Genomic DNA, 21,896 nt, shown 5'->3' on the forward strand with positions numbered 1-21,896 from the left:
GCGTCCATGAAGGTCTACCTGATGCTGCTGGTGCTCTCCGCCGTGGTGAGCTTCGTGTTCACGCCGGCCGTGCGCCGGCTCGCGCTGGCCGGACACGTCTTCACCCCCCAGCGTCAGCGGGACGTGCACCGGGATCCGGTGCCCAAGCTCGGCGGTGTGGCCATGATCGCCGCCGTACTGGTGGCCCTGGCGATCGGCTCCATGGTGCCGTTCCTGTCCGGCATCTACTCCGATCCCGAGCCGTTGCACGGTCTGCTGCTCGCCCTCGCCGTGGTGGTGCTGATGGGGGTGGCGGACGATCTCTGGGACCTGCACTGGACCCTGAAGCTGGCCGGGCAGGTCACGGCGGCCTCTCTGGTGGCGTTCCACGGGATCCGTGTCGAGGCCATGCCCGTGGGCTGGATCGCGGTCGGCAACGAACCCGTCCAGATCGGCCTGACGATCTTCATCCTCGTGCTGACCATGAACGCCATCAACTTCGTGGACGGACTGGACGGGCTGGCCGCCGGCGTGGCGGCGATCGGCGGATCGGCCTTCTTCATCTACACCTACCTGCTGACGCGGACCATCAACGAGTTCGACTACTCCAACCTCGCCACGCTCCTGATGGCCGTCCTGGTGGGATCCTGCGTGGGGTTCCTGCCACACAACTTCAATCCGGCCCGGATCTTCATGGGTGAGGTCGGGGCGATGCTCATCGGCCTGTTGCTGGCCACGGCTGCCGTGGCCGTGACCGCCACGGTGGGGGACATGCAGGAGGGCTTCCGGTTCCGCAATGTCCCGGCCTACATGCCGATCCTGCTGCCGATCGCCGTCATGGCCCTGCCGCTGCTCGATCTGGCGATGGCCGTGGTGCGCCGGACGGTGCGGGGGGCCAGCCCCTTCTCCGCGGACCGGGGGCACCTGCACCACAAACTCGTGGATGGTGGCTGGACGCACCGGCAGGCCGTGTTGCTGCTGTACCTGTGGACCTTCCTCATCGCCTACGGCGTGGTGGCCCTGAACTTCGTCGAATGGTGGATCGTGCTGGTGGTGGTCGGGGTGCTGCTGGTCGGCGCGGGCTACCTGACCCTGCACCCCTGGGTCCGCCGGTCCCGTACGGCCCGGCCCACCCCGCTGACCCTGACCGATCCCGAGAGCCCATCGGATCCCGAGAGCCCGACCGACCCCGAGACCCCGAGAGGGCTGGAGCCATGACCCGCCGAACCGGCACCAGGGCCGCGGCCCGGACAAAGCGCCTGACCAACACCCGGGGCTGGTGGGGAATGCTCACGGCGTGCCTGGCCGGGACCTCCGCCGTGCTCCTGTTGGCCGCCGGAGTGGCGTGGCTGGCCCTCGGTCCTGGATCCGGGGGTGGCACGGCTGCCGCCTCGCTGGGACTGGCCGGAACCGTCGTCGTGCTCCTGTCCGGGGCCACCCTGCTGCTCACCGCCTGGTCCTGGGACCGGTGGCGCGACCAGGCCATCTTCATCGCCCTGTTCGGCTTCGTGCTGAAGATCGTGCTGATGGGACTGCTGCTCGTGGTGGTTCCGCCGCCGGAGTGGCTGGACCGGACGGCTGCGGGGATCGGTGCCATCGCGGCGATCGTCACGTGGCAGGTCATCGAGGTCATGGTCTTCGCGCGCACCAGGCAGCAGATCTACGACGACTGACGCCGAAATCGTGACCGGACTTCGACGCATCGTAGAAATAAATCGCCGCAGCAGGCGAAAACCGCGCCAAAACAGGCTTTTTGGTCATCAGCACCGTTGCCGGTTTGATAGGCTCATCAACGATCAATAACGACGGTCTGGACTGCGCTGTGCCGCCTGCTCGACCGCTCCGGAGAGAATGCGCCGCCCGCGTTCCATTGACCGACACTGCAGAGAGGACCAGCGTGCTCCCGATCGTGCTCGCCAGCTCCACCGATGAGGGTGGATTCGCTCCTCCCACGATCGACCAGACCCACCTGCCGGACATCCTGCCCTGGATGGCCGAGTACGGCACTGGTTTCGGTAAGCAGATGCTGATGATCATCCTCTCGGTGATCCTCATCTCCGCCTTCTTCATGATGGCCATGCGCAAGCCGGGCCTGGTCCCGGGCAAGGTCCAGTGGCTCGCGGAGTCCGGGTACGCCTTCGTGCGCAACGGCATGGGCCGGGACATCATCGGTGAGAAGGAGTTCAAGCCCTTCGTGCCGCTGCTGTTCGGCCTGTTCTTCTTCGTGGTCGTCAACAACTTCTTCGGGGCCATCCCGTTCCTGCAACTGCCGAGCTTCTCCCACGCCGGCTCCGCCTACGCCCTGGCGATCATCGTCTACATCGTCTGGATCGGTCTGGGTGTCAAGCGCAACGGATTGAAGTACTTCAAGCTGGCCGTGGTGCCCAGCGGCGTCCCGGGCTGGATCCTCCCGCTGCTCGTGCCGCTGGAGATCATCTCGAACTTCATCGTCCGCCCCCTGACGCACTCCCTGCGTCTGATGGCGACCATGCTCTCCGGCCACATGATCATCATGCTGGCCGGCTCCGGTGCCCAGTTCCTCATCATGGAGACCGGCAACGTGGCCCTGCAGGCCACCGGCGTCCTGGTGGTCCTCGGCTCCGTGTCGATGTACTTCCTCGAGCTGCTGATCATGTTCCTGCAGGCGTTCGTCTTCACCCTGTTGACCGCGATCTACATCCAAGGGGCGCTCGCCGCCAACGACCACTGACCTTCCGGCGCAGCGGCCACCTGGTGGGCGCGGCGCCGGTTCGGCGGATCCGTCCGCCACCGAAAACGGCTTCCCGGTACCGGCATCCGCCGGACCCACGCCGGGGACACCCTCACAACCTGCCGACAGGCATCTTGAAAGGAACACCATGGAACTGCACGGTTCTCTCAACATGATCGGCTACGGCCTGGCCTCCATCGGCTCCGCCATTGGCGTGGGCCTCATCTTCGCCGCCTACATCAACGGCGTGGCCCGTCAGCCGGAGGCCCAGCGCATCCTGCAGCCGATCGCCCTCCTCGGCTTCGCCCTGGCCGAGGCCCTCGCCATCCTTGGCCTGGTCTTCGCCTTCGTCGTCGGAGTCTGATCCTCCCTTTCATGAGACCGGCAGGTCCGCCCACCGGGCGGGCGGCCACCCATGACAGGAAACTTCACCAAAGGATGGTTGAAACATGATCAGGACTGAAGCGATCCTCGCTGCCGGCGAGGGCGCGAATCCTCTCCTTCCCAACTGGTGGGAAATACTCGTTACCGCCGTTGGCTTTGCCGTGTTGATGTTCCTCGTGGTGAAGTACATCGCTCCGGCTCTGGAGAATGCCTACCAGAACCGCGTCGACGCCATTGAAGGCGGACTCGAGAAAGCCGAGCGGGCACAGGCTGAGGCCAATGCCCTGAAGGCGGACTACGAGCAGCAGCAGCAGGACGGGTACGCCGAGGCCAACCGCATCCGCGAGGAGGCGCGCACCGAGGGTGCCCAGATCCTGGCGGAGGCCCGGGAGAAGGCCTCCGCCGAGTCGGCACGTCTGGTGGAACAGGCCAACGCCCAGATCGCCGCCGAGCGACTGCAGGCCGAGTCCTCCCTGCGCCACGACGTCGGAACCCTGGCGACCACGCTGGCCAGCCGGATCGTCGGTGAGTCCCTGGAGGACGACGCCCGCTCGCAGCGCGTGGTGGACCGGTTCCTCGAGGACCTGGACCGCGACTCGACCGCCGGTTCCGCGACCGGCGGAGCAGCCGGCACGGCAGGTGTGGCTGAGTAATGGCAGGTGCATCGAGCGATTCGCTGGCCGCGGCCCGTACGGAGCTGGACCCCGTTCTGGTCTCCGGTGGCACCGCCCTGGCAGCCGAGCTGTTCATCGCCCTTGAGGCAGTGGACTCCAGCGCACCGTTGCGCCGCGCCCTGACCGATCCCTCGTGGTCGGTCCAGCGCCGCACCGGTGTGGTCGAGTCGCTGTTCGGCTCGAAGGTGTCCGAGGGGGCCCTCGCGGTCCTCAACGCCCTCGCGGGGCACAAGTGGTCCCAGCCACGGGACTTCGGCGACGCCCTGGAGCAACTGGCCACCACCGCAGTGGCCGCCTCGGCCGAGCGGGACGGACTGGACGGACTCGAGCGGCTGTCCGGCGAGCTGTTGTCCTTCAACCGCGCGGTGGAGCAGTCCCATGATCTCCAGCGTGCGCTGACGGATCCGCAGGCTCCCGCCGCGGCCAAGGGCAACCTGGCCGAGCGGCTGCTGTCCGGCGGCTCCACCGAGGCGAGGCTCCTGGTGCGCCAGGCGGCCCAGTCGCCGCGGGGTCACAAGCCCGTGAACCTGGTCCGTGGGTTCGTGGAGACCGTGGCGCGGCGCCAGCGGCTGTGGATCGCCGACGTCACCGTGGCCCGTCCACTGGCGCCGGCCCAGCAGGACCGGCTCGCTGCCGGATTGAAGCGCCTCTTTGGCCGCGACCTGAAGTTGGACGTGGCCGTCGATCCCGAACTGGTGGGAGGTATCCGGGTCCAGGTGGGGGACGACGTCGTCGACTCCTCGCTGCAGTCCCGGATGCATGACCTCCAGCGGAAGATGGCCGGCTGATCCCGGCCGGACGAATCCACCAGACACCTTCGCATCATCGTCTCCTCGATGATCACCAACGTTAGAGAGCAGGGAACGCAGATGGCCGACTTGACCATCAACGCTGACGATGTTCGCAATGCCCTGAATGAGTTCGCGGCATCCTACGAACCGGCCAGCACCGAACGTGTGGAGGTCGGCCATGTCGTCTCCGCCGCCGACGGCATCGCCCGTGTGGAGGGACTGCCCTCCGTCATGGCCAACGAGTTGCTGCGCTTTGAGGACGGCACCCTGGGCCTGGCGCAGAACCTCGACACCCGTGAGATCGGCGTCGTGGTCCTGGGCGATTTCCAGGGCGTCGAAGAGGGCCAGGAAGTCCAGCGCACCGGTGAGGTCCTCTCCGTGCCGGTGGGCGACGCCTTCCTCGGCCGCGTGGTGGATCCGCTCGGCGCACCCATGGATGACATGGGCCCGATCGAGGCCGAGTCCCGCCGCGCCATGGAGCTCCAGGCACCGGGCGTGACCGAGCGCAAGTCCGTCGACGAGCCGCTGCAGACCGGCCTGAAGTCGATCGATGCCATGATCCCGGTCGGCCGTGGCCAGCGTCAGCTCATCATCGGTGACCGCCAGACCGGCAAGACCGCGATCGGCATCGACACGATCCTGAACCAGAAGGCCAACTGGGACTCCGGTGACCCGACGAAGCAGGTTCGTTGCATCTACGTGGCCGTGGGCCAGAAGGCCTCCACGATCGCCTCGGTGCGCCAGACGCTGGAAGAGAACGGCGCCCTGGAGTACACCACCATCGTGGCCTCCCCGGCGTCCGACCCGGCCGGTTTCAAGTACCTGGCGCCCTACGCCGGCTCGGCCATCGGCCAGCACTGGATGTATGGCGGCAAGCACGTGCTCATCATCTTCGATGACCTCTCCAAGCAGGCCGAGGCCTACCGTGCGGTCTCGCTGCTGCTGCGCCGTCCGCCGGGACGTGAGGCCTACCCGGGCGACGTCTTCTACCTGCACTCCCGCCTGCTGGAGCGTTGTGCCAAGCTCTCCGACGAGCTCGGCGGCGGTTCCATGACCGGACTGCCGATCGTGGAGACCAAGGCCAATGACGTCTCGGCCTACATCCCGACCAACGTCATCTCCATCACCGACGGTCAGATCTTCCTGCAGTCGGACCTCTTCAATGCCAACCAGCGTCCCGCTGTGGACGTGGGCATCTCGGTGTCCCGCGTGGGTGGTTCCGCGCAGATCAAGGCCATGAAGAAGGTCTCCGGCACCCTGAAGCTGGACCTGGCGCAGTACCGTGACCAGCAGGCCTTCGCCATGTTCGCCTCGGACCTGGACCCGGCCACCCGCCGCCAGCTGGCCCGTGGTGAGCGCCTGACGGAACTGCTGAAGCAGCCGCAGTACACGCCATACCCGGTCGAGGAGCAGGTCGTGTCCATCTGGGCCGGCTCCAACGGCCACCTGGACGAGGTGCCGGTGGAGGACGTGCTGCGCTTCGAGCGCGAGTTCATCGACCACCTGCGCCACAAGAACGTGGTGCTGGCTCCGATCCGGGAGACCGGCAAGATGGAGGACTCCACCCTCGAGGCCCTGAAGTCCGAGGTCGAGGCGTTCAAGAAGGGGTTCTTCGGCGAGGGCGACAACAAGCTCGTGGCCGCCGGCCACGAGGAGCACCAGCCACTGGCGGCCGACGAGGTCACCCAGGAAAAGATCGTCAAGCAGAAGCGCTGACCGCGATGCCTCCGCAGGCCCCGGCCGATCCAGCCCCTCGCGGGGTCGGGTGGCCGGGAACCACGGGGGCGGACACGTAAGGAAAGGACCACCATGGGAGCCCAGATCCGGGTCTACCGCCAGAAGATCGCCTCGACCCAGTCGATGCAGAAGATCTTCAAGGCGATGGAGCTGATCGCCACGTCCCGCATCGGCAAGGCGCGCGAACGCGTGTCCGCGTCGCTGCCGTACGCCAACGCGATCACCCGCGCCGTGTCCGCCGTGTCATCGCAGCAGGACATCGAGCACGTGCTGACCTCCGAGGTCGAGAACCCGAAGCGGGCTGCCGTGCTGGTGCTCTCCTCGGACCGCGGCATGGCCGGGGCCTACTCGGCCAACATCCTGCGCCACGCGGAGGAGCTGCTCGAATCGCTGCACGCGGCCGGCAAGGAGACGGACATCTACCTCGTGGGCCGCAAGGCGCAGGGGTACTTCGACTTCCGGAACCGTGAGTACAAGAAGATCTGGACGGGGAACACCGACAAGCCGGAGTTCCTCCGTGCCCGGGAGATCGGGGAGGAGCTCGTCGAGTCCTTCCTGCAGGACACCGAGGAGGGCGGCGTGGACGAGATCCACGTGGTCCACACCGCGTTCCACTCGCTGGTCTCCCAGGTGCCGACCGTCGTCCGGCTACTGCCGCTGGAGGTCGTGGAGGAGGAGGTCACGGACGAGTCCGAGTTGTTCCCGCTCTACGAGTACGAGCCGGCGCCCGAGGACGTCCTGGACGCCCTGCTGCCGAAGTACATCGAGTCCCGGATCTTCACCGCCATGCTCCAGGCCGCCGCGTCTGAGCTGGCGAACCGTCAGCGGGCCATGAAGTCCGCCGGGGACAACGCCAAGGACCTGGTCAACGAGTACACCCTGAAGATGAACAACGCCCGCCAGGCGGAGATCACCCAGGAACTCACCGAGCTGATCGCCGGTGCGGACGCGCTCAGCGCGTCCTGACACGGCACCGAACAGCACCAACGCAACCGCCATCCACACCAGAGAAGTGAGAGAGATGACTGCCACCACGAACGAACAGGGCACCGGTACTGCCACCGGTGGCGCCACTGGCCGCATCGCCCGCGTGATCGGGCCGGTGATCGACGCCGAGTTCCCCGCGGACTCGATGCCGGCCCTGTACAACGCCCTGACCGCCGAGCTCACCGTCAACGGTGAGACCCGGACCATCACCTTCGAGACCGCGCAGCACCTGGGCGACAACCTGGTCCGCGCCATCTCCCTGCAGGCCACCGACGGCCTGGTCCGCGGCTCCGCCGTGATCGATTCCGGCGCGCCGATCTCGGTGCCGGTCGGCGAGGTCGTCAAGGGCCACATCTTCAACGTCCTCGGCGAGTCCCTGGACGTGCCGACCTCAGAGCTGCAGGTCACCGAGCGCTGGCCCATCCACCGCCCGGCACCGAACTTCGCCACCCTCGAGGGCTCCACGGAGATGCTCGAGACCGGCATCAAGGTCATCGACCTGCTGACCCCGTACATCAAGGGCGGCAAGATCGGCCTGTTCGGCGGCGCTGGTGTGGGCAAGACCGTGCTGATCCAGGAGATGATCACCCGTGTGGCCCGCAACTTCGGTGGCACCTCAGTGTTCGCCGGCGTGGGGGAGCGGACCCGTGAGGGCAACGACCTCTGGGTCGAGATGGAGGAGGCCAACGTCCTCAAGGACACGGCCCTGGTCTTCGGTCAGATGGATGAGCCGCCGGGAACGCGCCTGCGCGTCGCCCTCTCGGCCCTGACCATGGCCGAGTACTTCCGCGACGAGATGAACCAGGACGTCCTGCTGTTCATCGACAACATCTTCCGGTTCTCCCAGGCGGGTTCCGAGGTCTCCACGCTGCTGGGCCGCATGCCCTCCGCCGTGGGCTACCAGCCGAACCTCGCCGATGAGATGGGCGTGCTGCAGGAGCGGATCACCTCCACCCGCGGCCACTCCATCACCTCGATGCAGGCCGTCTACGTCCCCGCGGACGATTACACGGACCCGGCTCCGGCCAACGTGTTCGCCCACTTGGACGCCACCACCAACCTGACCCGTACGCTGGCCTCCCGTGGCCTGTACCCGGCCGTGGATCCGCTGGCCTCGACCTCGCGCATCCTCGACCCGCAGTACGTGGGCCAGGACCACTACAACGCCGCGACGCGCGTCAAGCAGATCCTGCAGAAGAACAAGGAACTGCAGGACATCATCGCGATCCTCGGTGTGGACGAGCTCTCGGAAGAGGACAAGATCGTCGTCTCCCGCGCCCGCCGCATCGAGCAGTTCCTGTCCCAGAACACCTACACCGCCAAGCAGTTCACCGGCGTTGAGGGTTCCACCGTGCCGATCAAGGACACCGTGGAGGGCTTCACCGCCATTGCCAACGGCGACCTGGATCATATCTCCGAGCAGGCGTTCTACAACGTCGGCGGCCTGGACGACGTCGAGCGCAACTGGGCCAAGATCCAGTCGGAGAACTGATCCATGGCTGAGATCGAACTCGAAGTGGAGATCGTGGCCGAGGACCGTTTCGTGTGGTCTGGTCCCGCGAAGTCCGTCAGCGCCCGCACCAGTGATGGGGAGATCGGGATCCTTCCCGGTCACTCCCCGCTGCTGGCCGTCCTCGGTGACGGCGATGTGGTGGTGCAGCAGCTGAACGGTCAGACGATCACCGCGCACGCCGAAGGCGGGTTCTTCTCCGTGGACAACGATCGAGTGGTCATCGTGGCCGGCGCGGCCAGCCTCGAGGGTGAGTCCACCGGGCAGGACGCAGCCTGAGGTGAGTGCCGGGTGGTCCGCCCTGATCGCCGCCACCCTGGCGGCCGTGCTGGTCATCGCCTTCATGGTGTGGTGGCGTTGGCGCACGTTGGTGCGGACCCCCGGGACCTTCACGGCCCGGCTCCGGCGCCCTGGGAAGGACTCCCGGGGCATCCGGGTGATCGGTCGGTATGACGAATCCGGTCTGGACCTGATGACGGTGGCGTCCGTCGACCCCCGGCCCCGGTGGTCGGCGGCCCGGCACCTGCTCCGTCTGCACCGGGAGGGTGCCGTCAGTCAGGATGGAGTGGTGGTGGTGCGCGTGGATGGCGGTCCCGCACCGATCACCCTGGCCATCAACACGGACGCCTGCTCCGGGCTCTCGGCCTGGATCGAGTCCGGTCCGTCGATCGGGTTCGGGACATGGCGGCAACAGCCGCCTCGAAGTCCCTGGCGCAGGGCGTGGTGACGCTCCGACCACTTCGCTTGAACAGCTCAGCCCCGGCTCGCCCGGGGCTGAGCTGTTTAACCTGAGCTGTCCAATCTGCGCGGTGGATCTCAGATCCCAGCGCGGGGCTGACCTCAGGATGCCCCGACGGTCGGCCGCCCGGGGTCGATCTGACCGGTCTCCGGGTCGGTGAACCACTCGACCCATCCCGGATTCCGGCGGTGCACCGGGAGGGTGCGGGCCGGCGTGGTACTGACGGAGGCCAGGGCCACCGGCAGTGGGACACCCCAGTGCAGGAGGTTCCGCAGGGCCCCGTCCAGCGGGACCGACCCGGAGGCCAGGATGGCGGTTCCGGTCAGGAGCGGGGCACCGTCCGAGGCTGTTCCGCCGATCTCCAGACCTGCCGCGTTCCCCGCCTCGATCCTCGCTCCGCCCAGGGTGTAGGTGCCCGCCGGTGCCCCCGTCGCCGCAGAGGCGTCCGAGACCACGCAGACGGCGGCGGGCAGCAGCTCCAGTAGGTCCGCCACCACGCCCCTGTCCACGTGATGTCCGTCGGCGATCAACTCCACCCGCAGCCGGCCCGCCGCTGCGGCGCGCAGCAGCTGTGGCACGGGGCCGGGCTCACGGTGGTGGAAGCCCCGCATGGCGTTGAAGAGGTGCGTGACGGCCGGGGTGCGGTCAGAATCCTTCGGATCATCCGACCCCATCCTCCCCATCTGCCCCCTGTTCCCCCTCGCCTCGGTCCTGTCGGTCTGGACCGTCCACTGCGCCAACCGGTCCAGGGCGTGGCCGAGCTGGGCTGCGGTGGCGTCCGTGTGGCCGGGTGAAGGCAACACGCCGTGGGCCGCCAGCGCGGCCTCTACGTGCTCGGCCCCGGGCAGTTCCGGTGCGTACGTCATGGCGACGATGGTCTGATCGCCGCCGACCCGGCCGGCCTGGAGGGTTTCCCCCAGCCATCGCTGCGCCTCCGCGTCCGCCGGATCCTGGAGGTCCTCGGTGCGGTGTGCCCCGCATCGTGACGTGGCCAGGAAGGGCCCCTCGAGGTGGAGTCCCGCCAGAAGGTCCTCCCGGACGAGCGGGGCCAGGCGGCGCACGGCGGCCAGGGTCTCACCACGGGGCATCGTCGGCAGGGAGGCCACCACCCGGGTGACCCCGTTCAGGGTCAGCTCGCGGACCGCGTCCCGCACCGCGGGCACGGGAGCGGTGGCGAAGTCCACTCCCGCGTAGCCGTGGCAGTGCTGGTCCACGAGACCCGAGGTCCGCAGGCGGTCCGGAGCCGATCGGCCGGACTGGACGGGGCGGTCCGATCGGACGTGGCCGCGGCCGGGGTCAGAAGAGCCGGGAGTCCGCATCGTCCACGCCGCGCATGGCGTCGTAGTCCAGGATCACGCAGCGGATGCCGCGGTCCTCCGCCAGGGTACGGGCTTGGGGCTTGATCTGCTGGGCCGCGAACACCCCGTGTACGGGGGCGAGCAGCGGATCCCGGTTCATCAGGGCGAGATAGCGGGTGAGCTGTTCCACGCCGTCGATGTCCCCGCGGCGCTTGAGTTCCACGGCCACGGTGGCGCCGGACTCATCCCGCGCGAGGATGTCCACGGGGCCGATCGCGGTCATGTGCTCGCGACGCACCAGCGTGTGGCCGGTGCCGAGCAGCTCGATCTGTTCGGCCAGCAGGCGCTGGAGGTCTGATTCGACCCCATCCTTGACCAGGCCCGGGTCCACACCGAGCTCGTGGGCCGAATCGTGCAGCACCTCGAAGAGGTGCACCACCAGGCGGTCGTCGGTCTTCGCGGCCTGTACCGTCCAGACCTCACTCACGCCCTCCGCGGCAAGTTCCTCCGAGGGTGGTGCGGTTCGCAGCGTGGCCGGCGGGCTCATCCAGTTCAGCGGCTTGTAGGACCCGCCATCCGAGTGCACCAGGACAGCACCATCTGCCTTGACCATCAGCAGGCGGGTCGCCTGGGGCAGGTGGGCGCGCAGGCGCCCCTCGTAGTTGACCGAACACCGGGCTATTACCAAACGCACACCAGGGAGTCTAGTGCCCGTGTGGAACCATGGAGGGGTGCCACGCTCGAACCGTCCCCGCCGCCGGGCGGGCCAACAGCCCCCGTCCTCACGCTCCTCCCGGCGCCGTGCGCCGGCACCCGGCCGCCAGGACCCGGTGGAGGGGCTGCTGGGCCTTGATCCCGGCTACCGGCACCAACAGGAGCACGACGGCGGCTGGCACGTTCGGCAGATCCCCGCCTGGCGCGCGGTGAAGGACTACACCTGCCCGGGGTGCGGGCGGACGATCCCAGCCGGTCAGCCCCACCTGGTGGCGTGGCGCAGCGACTGGATCCTCGGCGACGAGGCCGCCGGGGCCGAACGGCGGCACTGGCACCCCAAATGCTGGTCCACCCGCCGGCAGGACGGTCCGTACTAGGGCTGTGCCGGTGTGGAGGCTGTGCCGGTGACCGGTGGGACGCGGACGGGGCCTCGCCTACAGCCGGTCCTGACGAGGGAGCAGGACCTCCTTGAGGACGAGCATCACGGCAGCGGCCAGCGGGATGGCCATGAGGGCGCCCAGTACGCCCAGCAGGGCCGCACCGGCGATCACGGCGATCACGGCCACGGATCCCGGAACGGCAACGGCCTTGCTCATCACGCGCGGTGAGACGAAGTATGCCTCGACCTGCAGATAGATGAAGTAGATCGCGGCGAAGATCAGGGCCGACTGCCACCCGCCGATGAGGGCCACCAGCGTGATGACGACGCCTCCGGTCATGGCCCCGACGAGCGGGATGAACGCCATCAGCCCGGCGAAGAAGGCCAGTAGCGCCCCGAAGGGTATCCCGGCGATCGTGACGGCGATGAAGGCCACGATCCCGTTGAGGACCGCGACCGCCGACTGTCCGATGACGTAGTGGCCCACCGAGGAGGTGATCTCCTCGCCGAGGTATTCCACCCGGGGCCGCCTCGAGGCCGGGGCCAGCCGGTACGCCCAGTACTTCATGGCCGGGAGCGTGGCCAGGAAATAGAGGGTCAGCACCAGCACGATCAGCACGGAGAACCCGGTGTTGACGATGGCGGTGCCCACTCCGAAGATTCCGCCGAACACGGCGGTGACATTGGCAGAGTCCCCGATGAACTTCTCGATCTCTGACACCGCGATGTCCCTGATGCCGAAGCGGGTGTCCACGTCGTGGAAGAACTCGGACTCCAGGAAGTCAGAGACCATCCCCGGCAGGTCGTTGACGAATCTGGCGGTCTGGTCCACCACGGTGGGGATCAGGAGAGAGAAGAAGACGGTCAGGAGGGCGGCCAGTGCCAGGACGGCGGCAGCGACACCCACCCCACGGGGCGCCCCCCAGGACTCGATGCGGCGGACCACCGGGTCCAGGCCGAGTGAGATGAACAGGGCAGCGCCGATCCACACCAGCAATTGGGTGTTGGCGGAGATGATGCCGAAGAGCAGGAACGCCAGTCCCACGCCGACGGTCAGCAGGAAGCCCGTCTGCACTGGTTGAGACCACTGGACGGGTCTGGCCTGGTGCGCACCGGGGGCCGAACCGTCGTCCGCGGGGGAGTCCGGCGGGGCCGTGGCCCCGGAGACCGGCGGCCTGGCCTCGAAGCGAGGCCGAGGACGCGGTGCGGGCAACCGTCGGTCACCGAGCCAACGGCGGACGCGAGCGACCGGGGAAGGTTCCGGCGCTGCTGCGGCCGGGCCGGCCGGGGCATCCGTGGTGGCCGGTTCGACCGGGGGGAGGTCGCCCGTGGAACCGGGGCCCGTGGGGGTGGAATCATGGTCCTGCACAAGCGTCAGGCTACGTCACCGGAGCCCCTCCGGGGATGACCAGCGTCGTTATCGTTCGGTGACCTTCTCGCTATACTGTGTCGTTGGATCAGCTCACCGCCCACTCACTCACCCACACTCACCCCACCCACAGACAGACAGGTTGACCGCGTGCGAGGAATTTCCGGAGTCGTTGCCCTGGTGCTGGGCCTCGTGGCCCTGTTCGGAGCCATCGGCCTGCAGACGGTGTGGGCGCCCCCGACCGCCCTGACGGCCAGCACCAACAGTGCGGCGGTGGACGCCCCCGCGGACGCCCCGCTCACGGTCATCACCGGGGGTATCAACGAGGTGGTGGACTCCGGGCAGGACGCGGCGGTCGAGTACACCCTGACCGGTGACGGCGACTACACGGTGATGCTCGGCCAGACCCGTGACGTGGAGGCCTGGGTGGGGGAGGCCGCGCACAACACCGTGACCGGAATCGAGACGGAGGTCCCGGACCGCCAGGATCCTCGGGTGGTGGTGGAACACACCGAGGGCGAGGCCACCGTGCCCGATCCGGCGGGTTCCGACCTGTGGGTGGACCTCCAGGAGGCGAGTGGCACCATCGAGCAACGCTGGTCCGTGCCCTCCGAGGGCGAGTGGTCCCTCCTGGTGGCCGCGGACGGCACCGAGCCGGCCCCCGCGGAGATGACGGTCACCTGGACCAACACGGTCGGTGACAGCCCGTGGATCATCCCCCTGTTCATCATCGGGGCCCTGCTCATCCTCGTGGGCCTGGCCCTGATCGTGTGGGCCATCCTTCGCCGGCGCCGTGGGTCCGGCTCCGGCGGGCAGCGTCCTGGACAGAATCCCGAGCAGCAATCCGGACGGCAGGGCGCCGCCGGCGCTTCGGGCGGCGTGGACGGTGCCGGAGGAGCCGGTGCGGTGCACTCCCGGGTGGCGGGCGCCGCCGTCGTCGTCCTGACGATGGTGGGCCTGGCAGGGGCTGGGCCGGCAACCGCTGACTCGACCGCCTCCCCGGACGCGCCGTCCGAGTCGGCCGTCTCCTCAGACGCGCCCTCCGGGGACGCGCCGGCCGGTGGCGAGCAGGAGCAGTACCCGATCGTCACCGACAGTCAGCTCGAGCGCATCCTGGACAAGGTGGCCGGGGTGGTGGCGCAGGGCGATGAGGCCCAGGACGCCGGTGAACTGGCGAATCGCGTGAGCGGGTCCGCCCTCGAGATGCGCGAAGACAACTACGAGAACCGGGAGCTCTCGGAGGACGTCCGGGCCGTGGAACCCGTGGCGGCATCCCCCGTGGTGTCCGTGGTGGCTCAGCCCGATCCCGCCTTCCCACGGGACCTGCTCGTGATCACCGAGGGCGAGGGCAACAGCAATCCCCAGCTGCTCGTCCTGCGCCAGGAGTCGGCGCGCACCAACTACCACCTCATCTCCAACACCCCGATGACACCCGGGGCGCAGTTCCCCTCCAGTGACCTGTCCTTCGGTGGGGGCGACGTGATCGCCGTGGGCGACTCCGAGGGCCTGGCCATGAGTCCGGGCAGGGCCATCACGAAGGTGGCCCAGTACCTGACCGATCCCGAGTCGGGGTTCGCGGACCAGATGGTCGGAAATCCTGCCATCGAGGAGATCCACAAATACCAGGCCGAATCGGAGGAGGCCTCTCCGGACGCCACGATCGACATCGTCCGGAAGGCGCTCCAGGGTGAGACCACCGCCATGCGCCTGCCGGATGGCTCGGCCCTGGTGGTCGGTGTGGTCGACAACATCGTGGACGTCACCCCGAACGAGCCCGGGGCCACGGTGGGGATCGGCGGTGACCTCGCGATGGCCAAGGCCGGCGAGGACAGCAACGAGACCACCTCGGGAATCAGCATGACGTACCGTGAGGTACTGGCCGTCCGGGTGCCCGCCGCCGACGCCGCCGAGGACGATGCCAAGGTGTCACTCGTGGGCATGACCGACGAGCTGCACGCCGTCTCGTTCGACTGACCCATTGATGAGACCTATCCAGTAGGCCCGTAAGGAAGAGGTATCCCCGCATGTCCCAGCAGCCTCCCGCGATGCCGTCCCACCTGCGTGGGGCGCTCGACCTCTCCGCCCTCAAGGGGTCCCCGGCCGGGCAGCAGCCCCGTCCGGGCGCGTCCAACCCTGCGCCCGGCCCGTCATCCGCGGCCGGGGCGCAGGCCGGTAGCTGGGTCCTGGACCAGGCGACCCAGGGTGATCTGCAGCAGCTGGTCCAACTGTCCTCGAGGGTGCCGGTGCTGATCCATCTGGCGGCCCCGTCCAACCCGGCCAGCCCGCAGCTCGACGATCTGCTGGCCCCTGCCGTGGACGCGCGCGAGGGCCAACTCATCCTGGCTCGCGTGGACACCGAGGCCGATCCGCAGGTCCTGTCGGTCTTCGGGCTGACGGCCGGACCGGCCGTCGTCGCGGTCCTGGCCGGTCAGCCGGTGCCCGTCCTGAACCAGCCGGTGCCCCGCGACCAGCTGGACCAGCTCCTCGACGAGCTCCTCGCAGCCGCGGCCCAGAACGGGGTCTCCGGCACCGTGCCGCCGCTCGCCCCGCCGCGAGCGGACGCCCAGGGCGCGGACGGCACCCAGGAGCCGGCCGCCCCGGCGCTGCCGCCGCTGCACCAGGAGGCACAGGACGCCCTCGACGCCGGCCGGTACGAGGACGCGCAGGACGCCTTCCGCAGGGCGCTGGCCGAGAACCCGGCCGATGCGGACGCCAAGGCCGGCATCTCCCGAGCCGGGCTGCTGGCCCGCACGGCCGCCATGGACGCGGACACCGTGCGTGAGCGCGGGGCCTCCGCCCCGGACGACGTCCAGGCGCAGATCGACGTGGCGGACCTGGACGTCCTGGGCGGCCACGTGGAGGATGCCTTCCACCGGCTGGTCCGGTTCGTGGCCGGGCATCCGGGAACAGACCGCAACACCGCGCGCGAGCACCTCGTGGACCTCTACTCCGTGGTGGGGGATCAAGACCCCCGCACAGCCGCGTCCCGCAAGGCGCTGGCCATGGCGCTGTTCTAGATCCTGATTCGGGTTCCAGGTCCTGACTTAAGTCACGGCCCCGCAGGCCATGGCGGAGTCAGGGGTGGCCTGGGGGCCTTGCTAACGTCGGGCCCATGAGCATTTCCGAGAGCTCCCAGCCTGCCCAGCTTCCGCCCCGACCAGCCGGTGCGCTCCCTGACCCGGACACGGCCATCGCCATCCGGGGTCTGGCCAAGCGTTTCGGTGAGAAGATCGCCGTCAACGGCGTCTCGCTGGACGTGCCCGCCGGGTCCTTCTATGGTCTGGTGGGCCCGAACGGCGCCGGCAAGACCACCGCCATGTCCATGGCCACCGGCCTGCTGCGCCCGGACCACGGCCAGATCTGGATCCACGGGACGGACGTCTGGGCCGAGCCCCTCGTGGCCAAGCGGCGGATGGGCGTGCTCGCGGACGGGGTCCGGCTCTTCGACCGGCTCACCGGGGAACAGCTCGTCACCTACTCTGGCTTGCTGCGCGGGCTGGACCGGGAGACCGTGGCCGAGCGCACGGCCGACCTGCTGCGCGTCATGGACCTGACCTCGGACGCCGGCAAGCTCGTGGTGGACTACTCGGCGGGGATGACCAAGAAGGTCGCCCTGGCCGCGGCGATGATCCACGCCCCGCAGGTCCTCGTGCTGGATGAGCCCTTCGAGGCGGTGGATCCGGTCTCGGCCGCGAACATCAGGGACATCCTGGCCCAGTTCGTCACCTCGGGTGGCACGGTGATCGTCTCCAGCCATGTCATGGACCTCGTCCAGCGCATGTGTGACCACGTGGCCGTGATCGCCCAGGGCAACCTGCTGGCCGCCGGCACGGTGGACGAGGTGCGGGACGGACGCAGCCTGGAGGACCGCTTCGTGGACCTGGTCGGCGGCCGCGCGACGGGAGAGGGGCTGTCATGGTTGCACACCTGATGCGGATGAAGTTGGCCATCACCGTCAACGGCTGGAAGAAGAGCACGGCGCAGTTGGTGTTCGCCATCCTGTTCATCGCCTACATGCTCTTCGTCCTGGTGATGCTCGCGATCGGCTCCTGGTTCATGACCGAGTTGGAGACCGAGGCGCGGGGTACCGTCCTCGCCCTGGCAGGATCGGTGGCCGTGCTGGGATGGATCGTGATTCCCGTGTTCTTCACCGGTGTGGATCTGACCCTGGACCCGGCGAACTTCGCGACCTTCGGGATACCCACCCGAAAACTCGTGCCGGGACTGGCCATGGCCGGACTGGTCACCATCCCCGGGGCGGCCACCCTGCTCGGCTTCCTGGTCTCCGTCCTCGCCTGGCGGGACACCCCCGGGGCGATGCTGCTGGCCATCCCGACCACCGTGCTCGGTGCGGTCTTCTGCCTCTGCATCTCCTATGCCGTGACCGGTCTGCTGGCCGGGATCACCGGACAACGGCGGATCCGGGAGATCATGTCCCTCGTGGCGTTCGTCCCGCTCGTGCTGGCCGGGGTGATCATCTCCGGGATCGCACAGTCCGTGCAGGCGGCCGTGGCGCAGCTGCCTGCAGTGGCCCAGGTGTTGGCGTGGACCCCCTTGGGTTCCTTCACGGCCGCCCCCTGGGCACTGGCGGAGGGCCGGTTCCTCCAGGCAGGGCTGCAGGCACTGCTGTGTCTGGTGTGGGTGGCCGGAGCCGTGCTGCTCTGGCAACTGGCCGTGGACCGCAGTTATGCGAAGGGACGGGGCTCCGGTCCGGCCAGCAAGAGGACCAAGACCGGGCTGGGCCTGCTGGGCGTCTTCCCGGGTACCCCGGCCGGTGCCATAGCGGCCCGCTCGCTGATCTACTGGCTCAAGGACCCCCGGTACTCGGCCTCCCTCGTGATGCTGCCGATCCTGCTCGTGCTGTTCTGGTTCCTGGGGTACCAGTCCGGCGAGTACACCATGATCCTGTTGATGGGACCGATCACCGGGTTGATGCTCGGCTATGCCATCTCCGCGGACATCAGCTATGACGGCTCGGCCTTCGCCCAGCACGTCACCGCCGGGGTCTCCGGCCGAGATGACCGGGTCGGCAGGGTCGGCTCGCTCCTGGCGTGGGGAGTCCCCGTCACCCTGCTGTTCACCGTGGCCACCGTCTGGATGGCGGGTCAGTGGAACCTGCTCCCGGGGCTGACCGGACTGGGGATCGGTGCCCTGCTGACCGGGGCCGGCGTGTCCGCCCTGGTCTCCGCGCGATTCATCTACCCGGTGCCGCCGCCGGGCGCCAGCCCGTTCGCCACGCCCGAGGGCGGCGGTGTACGGATGATGCTGATCTCCCTGGGCGCCATGGTCGTGGTCGGAGCGCTGACCCTGCCGGAACTGGTGCTCTACATCGTGGCGTTGGTCACCGGTGACGTGCTGTTCCAGTGGCTCACCCTCGTGGTGGGGCTGGCCCTGGGCTCCTTCCTGTTGTGGCTGGGCATCCGGATGGGCGGGCGGTGGTTCAACCGCTCCCAGGCGGAGACGTACCAGGCGGTCCTGGCGGCCACCGGGTGATCACTGTGCCTCCGGGCACCGGTGCGCGGGACGGTAGACTGGTCCGCATGAGTTTGCCTGCCGATCCTGACCCGAACCAGCCCGGTGCCCCTGGTGCCCCCGGCGGACCCGGCGGCGGCGGAGCCGCGGTCCTGGACCGCCAGGAGCAGCTGCAGGACGCCGAACCCGGCGACCACGAGCGCTTCTCCCACTACGTGCGCAAGGAGAAGATCATGGAGTCCGCCGTGACCGGCGAGCCCGTGGTCGCCCTGTGCGGCAAGGTGTGGACTCCGGGCCGGGACCCGGAGAGGTTCCCGGTCTGCCCGGAGTGCAAGGAGATCTACGACGGACTGAAGTCGCCGAAGGACGGCGGTCCGGGCAGCGGGGACTCCGGCCAGGGCGGCGGACGGCGCGGCTGGTTCGGCGGTCGCGGCAAGTAGCCGCACACCGACCACCCGGTCCGGGGACCCCGCAGAGGGGCCCGGTCCAGGACCCGATCGACCGGATCCGCCGAACCTGACAGCGCCAACCGGCCGGCTGGCGTCGTGCCCGGCCTGGTCTGTGACCGACCACTGAAACCGACTCTGTCCCACCATGCCCGCGAGGAGGCACTGAAGCCGCGTGTCTGATGCCCTGTTCCACATCGGTGACGACCTGCCCCCGGCCCTGCCGGAGCGGGCCGCCTGGGGTACCGCGCCCAAGCTGCGCCAATGGCAGCAGGAGGCCCTCGAGCTGTACCTGAAGAAGCAGCCGGTGGACTTCATGGCGGTCGCGACCCCGGGCGCCGGCAAGACCACCTTCGCGTTGCGCGTGGCCAAGACCCTGCTCGAGGCGGGCACGGTCAGTCGCATCACCGTGGTGGCCCCCACAGAGCACCTCAAACGCCAGTGGGCGGACTCGGCCGCCCGGGTCGGTGTGGCGATCGATCCGAACTTCAAGAACGCGGACGGCCGCCACGGCGACGAGTACATCGGCGTCGCCCTGACCTACGCCCAGGTCGCGATGAAGCCCATCCTGCACCGCAACCGCACCGAGAACGCGCGCACTCTGGTGATCCTGGACGAGATCCACCACGGTGGTGACGCCCTGAGCTGGGGCGATGGCATCCGTGAGGCCTTCGAACCGGCTGCCCGCCGGCTGTCACTGACCGGCACCCCCTTTCGCTCGGACACGGCCGCCATCCCGTTCGTCGACTACGTGGAGTATGAGGACGGGATCCGCCGTTCGAAGTCGGACTACACGTACGGCTATGGCCCGGCCCTGCGCGACCACGTGGTCCGGCCGGTCATCTTCATGGCCTATTCCGGGCAGATGCGCTGGAAGACCAGCACCGGCGACGTCATGGAGGCCCAGCTCGGTGAGGCCGCCACCAAGGACATCACGGCGCAGGCCTGGCGCACGGCCTTGAACCCGGAGGGGGAGTGGGTCCCCTCGGTGTTGGCTGCCGCGGACCGCCGTCTCAGCGAGGTGCGGCGCAATGTGCCCGATGCCGGGGCCCTCGTCATCGCCACCGACCACGAGGACGCTCGGGCCTACGCCGCGCAGCTGCAGCGGATCACCGGCGAGGACGTCACGGTGGTGCTCTCCGATGACAAGGGGGCCTCGGACAAGATCGAGGAGTTCTCCGAGGGCACCCAACGCTGGATGGTGGCGGTGCGCATGGTGTCCGAGGGCGTCGACGTGCCGCGGCTGTGCGTGGGCGTCTACGCCACCTCCACGTCCACGCCCCTGTTCTTCGCCCAGGCCGTCGGCCGCTTCGTGCGCTCCCGCAGGCGCGGGGAGACCGCCAGCGTCTTCCTGCCCTCGGTGCCCCAGCTGATGCTGTTGGCCAATGAGATGGAAGCCGAACGAGACCACGCCCTGGACCGGCCGGAGTCAGCGGGCGAGCAGGACCTCGAGGACCTCTCACTGTCCCCCGAGGAGGAGGAGCTGGCCGCCGCCAACCGCCAGGAGCGCGCCTCCGACTCCCTGACGAAGTCCGAGTTCAAGGCCCTGGAGTCCCAGGCGTCCTTCGACAAGGTCCTCTTCGACGGGGCGGAGTTCGGCACCGGCGGCGCGGTCGGTTCAGAGGACGAGCTGGACTTCCTCGGCATCCCGGGCCTGCTGGACGCGGAGCAGGTGGGCGAGCTGCTCCGCCAGCGCCAGGCGGAACAGCTGAAGCGGCGGCCGAAGGGCGTGCTCAACGAGCAGCCGGACCACCGTGCCGACCAGCCGGCTGGAGTGGTGGACCACCGCAGGCTCAAGAAGATGCGCGCCGAGCTGTCCAAGAACGTCTCGGCGTGGTCCGCCCGCTCGGGAACCCCCCACGGGATGATCCACAACCGGTTGCGCGAGATCAGCGGCGGGCCTGCCGTGGCGCAGGCGACAGCCGAGCAGCTGGAGACCCGGCTGAAGACCCTGCAGGGCTGGTTCGTCGGCCGGAAGTAGCTAGTCGGCGGAGCCGCCCCAGACCTGCAGGATGGCGCCGTTCTCCTCCATCAGCTCCAGGGCCTCCTCCGAGCGGGCCTCGTCCACGCCGACCACCAGGTCCGTGTACACGCAGGTGTCATAGCCGGAGTCGATCGCATCCAACACCGTGGCCCGGACGCAGTGGTCCGTGGCGATGCCGACCACGGTCACGGAGTTGATGCCCTCCGTGCGCAGCCAGTCGTCCAGCGCGGGGGCGTCCTCATCCACGGCGGTGGAGGCCGCGGCCGTGGCCCCGAACGGACCGGCCGGGCCCTCCGGGGCGCCCGAACGGACCATGTCCGGAACGCCGAGCTGGCCGTCGAAGCCGGAGTAGGCCGCGTCGAAGCGGCCCTTCAGGAACTGGGCGTCCAGGAACTCGGTGTCCAGTGCGGCATGCAGCTCGGCACCCGCTGAGCCGGCGACGCAGTGCACCGGCCAGGACTCCGTGAAGTCCGGCGTGATGCCCTTCGCAGCGAAGTGAGGACCGGGATCCACATGCCAGTCGCGCGTGGCGACCACGGCGGCGTAGTCCTGGGCGTGCTCGTCGAGGAACGCCGTGATGCGGCCCGCCACCCGGGCGCCGCCGTCGACGGCCAGACTGCCGCCTTCGCAGAAGTCGTTCTGTACATCCACGATGACCAATGCACGCATGGTGTTGATCTTTCCTGTTCTCAAAAGGGGTCTGGGTACTGATCCGCCGGGACG

The 21,896-nt window shown here is 68.8% G+C and carries 22 protein-coding genes; 18 read left to right on the forward strand and 4 right to left on the reverse strand.

Annotated features, from left to right (window positions below; translation table 11 throughout):
- Positions 1–6 precede the first annotated feature (6 nt).
- The 11 genes from IMT31_RS14395 to IMT31_RS14445 all read left to right on the forward strand — a co-directional run bounded on the left by IMT31_RS14395 (position 7) and on the right by IMT31_RS14445 (position 9,499).
- Positions 7–1,197 carry an MraY family glycosyltransferase gene (locus IMT31_RS14395; RefSeq protein WP_413543207.1) on the forward strand — a complete coding sequence of 397 codons (1,191 nt, stop codon included), beginning with the start codon at positions 7–9 and terminating at the stop codon, positions 1,195–1,197.
- A complete protein-coding gene (locus tag IMT31_RS14400; RefSeq protein WP_345358939.1) occupies positions 1,194–1,652 on the forward strand; it encodes a hypothetical protein in 459 nt (152 codons plus the stop codon). Before IMT31_RS14395 ends, IMT31_RS14400 begins: the two co-directional genes overlap by 4 nt.
- Before the next feature lie 224 nt (positions 1,653–1,876).
- Entirely contained in the window at positions 1,877–2,689 is an 813-nt protein-coding gene (atpB, locus tag IMT31_RS14405; RefSeq protein ID WP_345358942.1) for a F0F1 ATP synthase subunit A, read from the forward strand.
- 148 nt (positions 2,690–2,837) lie between these two features.
- Entirely contained in the window at positions 2,838–3,053 is a 216-nt protein-coding gene (locus IMT31_RS14410) for a F0F1 ATP synthase subunit C (RefSeq protein ID WP_309808883.1), read from the forward strand.
- 85 nt (positions 3,054–3,138) lie between these two features.
- Positions 3,139–3,726 (forward strand): F0F1 ATP synthase subunit B, encoded by a 588-nt coding sequence (locus IMT31_RS14415; RefSeq protein ID WP_413543208.1) that lies wholly within the window; start codon positions 3,139–3,141, stop codon positions 3,724–3,726.
- Positions 3,726–4,535, forward strand: coding sequence for a F0F1 ATP synthase subunit delta (locus tag IMT31_RS14420; protein WP_413543209.1), 810 nt, complete (start codon positions 3,726–3,728; stop codon positions 4,533–4,535). The genes IMT31_RS14415 and IMT31_RS14420 overlap by 1 nt, the downstream gene beginning before the upstream one ends.
- A gap of 81 nt (positions 4,536–4,616) precedes the next feature.
- Complete coding sequence (gene atpA, locus IMT31_RS14425) at positions 4,617–6,254, forward strand: F0F1 ATP synthase subunit alpha (protein ID WP_345358959.1); 1,638 nt, start codon at positions 4,617–4,619, stop codon at positions 6,252–6,254.
- 93 nt (positions 6,255–6,347) lie between these two features.
- Positions 6,348–7,241, forward strand: coding sequence for a F0F1 ATP synthase subunit gamma (locus IMT31_RS14430; protein WP_345358962.1), 894 nt, complete (start codon positions 6,348–6,350; stop codon positions 7,239–7,241).
- Positions 7,242–7,296: 55 nt separating this feature from the next.
- Positions 7,297–8,754: a F0F1 ATP synthase subunit beta gene (gene atpD, locus IMT31_RS14435; RefSeq protein ID WP_345358965.1), complete on the forward strand. Its 1,458-nt coding sequence runs from the start codon at positions 7,297–7,299 to the stop codon at positions 8,752–8,754.
- Positions 8,755–8,757: 3 nt separating this feature from the next.
- On the forward strand, positions 8,758–9,051 hold the full coding sequence (locus IMT31_RS14440; protein ID WP_345358968.1) for a F0F1 ATP synthase subunit epsilon: 294 nt from the start codon (positions 8,758–8,760) through the stop codon (positions 9,049–9,051).
- A gap of 1 nt (position 9,052) precedes the next feature.
- Entirely contained in the window at positions 9,053–9,499 is a 447-nt protein-coding gene (locus IMT31_RS14445) for a DUF2550 family protein (protein WP_345358971.1), read from the forward strand.
- A 113-nt stretch (positions 9,500–9,612) separates the two neighbouring features.
- On the opposite strand, the gene IMT31_RS14450 is transcribed toward IMT31_RS14445, so the two are convergent.
- On the reverse strand, positions 9,613–10,725 hold the full coding sequence (locus tag IMT31_RS14450) for an N-acetylglucosamine-6-phosphate deacetylase (protein ID WP_413543210.1): 1,113 nt from the start codon (positions 10,723–10,725) through the stop codon (positions 9,613–9,615).
- 82 nt (positions 10,726–10,807) lie between these two features.
- Complete coding sequence (nucS, locus tag IMT31_RS14455; protein WP_345358976.1) at positions 10,808–11,503, reverse strand: endonuclease NucS; 696 nt, start codon at positions 11,501–11,503, stop codon at positions 10,808–10,810.
- A gap of 37 nt (positions 11,504–11,540) precedes the next feature.
- Between nucS and IMT31_RS14460 the strand changes: the two genes are divergently transcribed.
- Positions 11,541–11,900 carry a hypothetical protein gene (locus tag IMT31_RS14460; RefSeq protein ID WP_345358979.1) on the forward strand — a complete coding sequence of 120 codons (360 nt, stop codon included), beginning with the start codon at positions 11,541–11,543 and terminating at the stop codon, positions 11,898–11,900.
- A 57-nt stretch (positions 11,901–11,957) separates the two neighbouring features.
- On the opposite strand, the gene IMT31_RS14465 is transcribed toward IMT31_RS14460, so the two are convergent.
- Positions 11,958–13,271, reverse strand: coding sequence for an AI-2E family transporter (locus IMT31_RS14465; RefSeq protein WP_413543211.1), 1,314 nt, complete (start codon positions 13,269–13,271; stop codon positions 11,958–11,960).
- Positions 13,272–13,421: 150 nt separating this feature from the next.
- Between IMT31_RS14465 and IMT31_RS14470 the strand changes: the two genes are divergently transcribed.
- The 6 genes from IMT31_RS14470 to IMT31_RS14495 all read left to right on the forward strand — a co-directional run bounded on the left by IMT31_RS14470 (position 13,422) and on the right by IMT31_RS14495 (position 21,170).
- Complete coding sequence (locus IMT31_RS14470; protein ID WP_413543212.1) at positions 13,422–15,245, forward strand: hypothetical protein; 1,824 nt, start codon at positions 13,422–13,424, stop codon at positions 15,243–15,245.
- A gap of 50 nt (positions 15,246–15,295) precedes the next feature.
- Positions 15,296–16,288 (forward strand): tetratricopeptide repeat protein, encoded by a 993-nt coding sequence (locus IMT31_RS14475; protein ID WP_345358988.1) that lies wholly within the window; start codon positions 15,296–15,298, stop codon positions 16,286–16,288.
- A gap of 95 nt (positions 16,289–16,383) precedes the next feature.
- On the forward strand, positions 16,384–17,202 hold the full coding sequence (locus IMT31_RS14480) for an ABC transporter ATP-binding protein (protein ID WP_345358991.1): 819 nt from the start codon (positions 16,384–16,386) through the stop codon (positions 17,200–17,202).
- Positions 17,187–18,764 carry a hypothetical protein gene (locus IMT31_RS14485; protein ID WP_413543213.1) on the forward strand — a complete coding sequence of 526 codons (1,578 nt, stop codon included), beginning with the start codon at positions 17,187–17,189 and terminating at the stop codon, positions 18,762–18,764. The genes IMT31_RS14480 and IMT31_RS14485 overlap by 16 nt, the downstream gene beginning before the upstream one ends.
- Positions 18,765–18,811: 47 nt before the next feature.
- The gene (locus IMT31_RS14490) at positions 18,812–19,183 is read left to right on the forward strand and encodes a DUF3039 domain-containing protein (protein WP_345358997.1); all 372 of its coding nucleotides are present in this window, start codon (positions 18,812–18,814) and stop codon (positions 19,181–19,183) included.
- Positions 19,184–19,364: 181 nt separating this feature from the next.
- On the forward strand, positions 19,365–21,170 hold the full coding sequence (locus tag IMT31_RS14495; RefSeq protein ID WP_413543214.1) for a DEAD/DEAH box helicase: 1,806 nt from the start codon (positions 19,365–19,367) through the stop codon (positions 21,168–21,170).
- Here IMT31_RS14495 and IMT31_RS14500 read toward each other — a convergent pair whose 3' ends face one another.
- Positions 21,171–21,842 carry an isochorismatase family protein gene (locus IMT31_RS14500; protein WP_413543215.1) on the reverse strand — a complete coding sequence of 224 codons (672 nt, stop codon included), beginning with the start codon at positions 21,840–21,842 and terminating at the stop codon, positions 21,171–21,173.
- Positions 21,843–21,896 lie beyond the last annotated feature (54 nt).

It is taken from the genome of Citricoccus nitrophenolicus, assembly GCF_047305825.1.
Lineage (GTDB): Bacteria > Actinomycetota > Actinomycetes > Actinomycetales > Micrococcaceae > Citricoccus > Citricoccus nitrophenolicus.

Coding starts and splice junctions, on each gene's coding strand:
- IMT31_RS14410 (WP_309808883.1), top strand. CDS start 2,838: ATGGAACTGCACGGTTCTCTCAACATGATCGGCTACGGCCTGGCCTCC.
- IMT31_RS14490 (WP_345358997.1), top strand. CDS start 18,812: ATGAGTTTGCCTGCCGATCCTGACCCGAACCAGCCCGGTGCCCCTGGT.
- IMT31_RS14480 (WP_345358991.1), top strand. CDS start 16,384: ATGAGCATTTCCGAGAGCTCCCAGCCTGCCCAGCTTCCGCCCCGACCA.
- IMT31_RS14395 (WP_413543207.1), top strand. CDS start 7: ATGAAGGTCTACCTGATGCTGCTGGTGCTCTCCGCCGTGGTGAGCTTC.
- IMT31_RS14485 (WP_413543213.1), top strand. CDS start 17,187: ATGGTTGCACACCTGATGCGGATGAAGTTGGCCATCACCGTCAACGGC.
- IMT31_RS14440 (WP_345358968.1), top strand. CDS start 8,758: ATGGCTGAGATCGAACTCGAAGTGGAGATCGTGGCCGAGGACCGTTTC.
- IMT31_RS14420 (WP_413543209.1), top strand. CDS start 3,726: ATGGCAGGTGCATCGAGCGATTCGCTGGCCGCGGCCCGTACGGAGCTG.
- IMT31_RS14400 (WP_345358939.1), top strand. CDS start 1,194: ATGACCCGCCGAACCGGCACCAGGGCCGCGGCCCGGACAAAGCGCCTG.
- IMT31_RS14415 (WP_413543208.1), top strand. CDS start 3,139: ATGATCAGGACTGAAGCGATCCTCGCTGCCGGCGAGGGCGCGAATCCT.
- IMT31_RS14500 (WP_413543215.1), bottom strand. CDS start 21,842: ATGCGTGCATTGGTCATCGTGGATGTACAGAACGACTTCTGCGAAGGC.
- atpD (WP_345358965.1), top strand. CDS start 7,297: ATGACTGCCACCACGAACGAACAGGGCACCGGTACTGCCACCGGTGGC.
- atpA (WP_345358959.1), top strand. CDS start 4,617: ATGGCCGACTTGACCATCAACGCTGACGATGTTCGCAATGCCCTGAAT.
- IMT31_RS14475 (WP_345358988.1), top strand. CDS start 15,296: ATGTCCCAGCAGCCTCCCGCGATGCCGTCCCACCTGCGTGGGGCGCTC.
- IMT31_RS14430 (WP_345358962.1), top strand. CDS start 6,348: ATGGGAGCCCAGATCCGGGTCTACCGCCAGAAGATCGCCTCGACCCAG.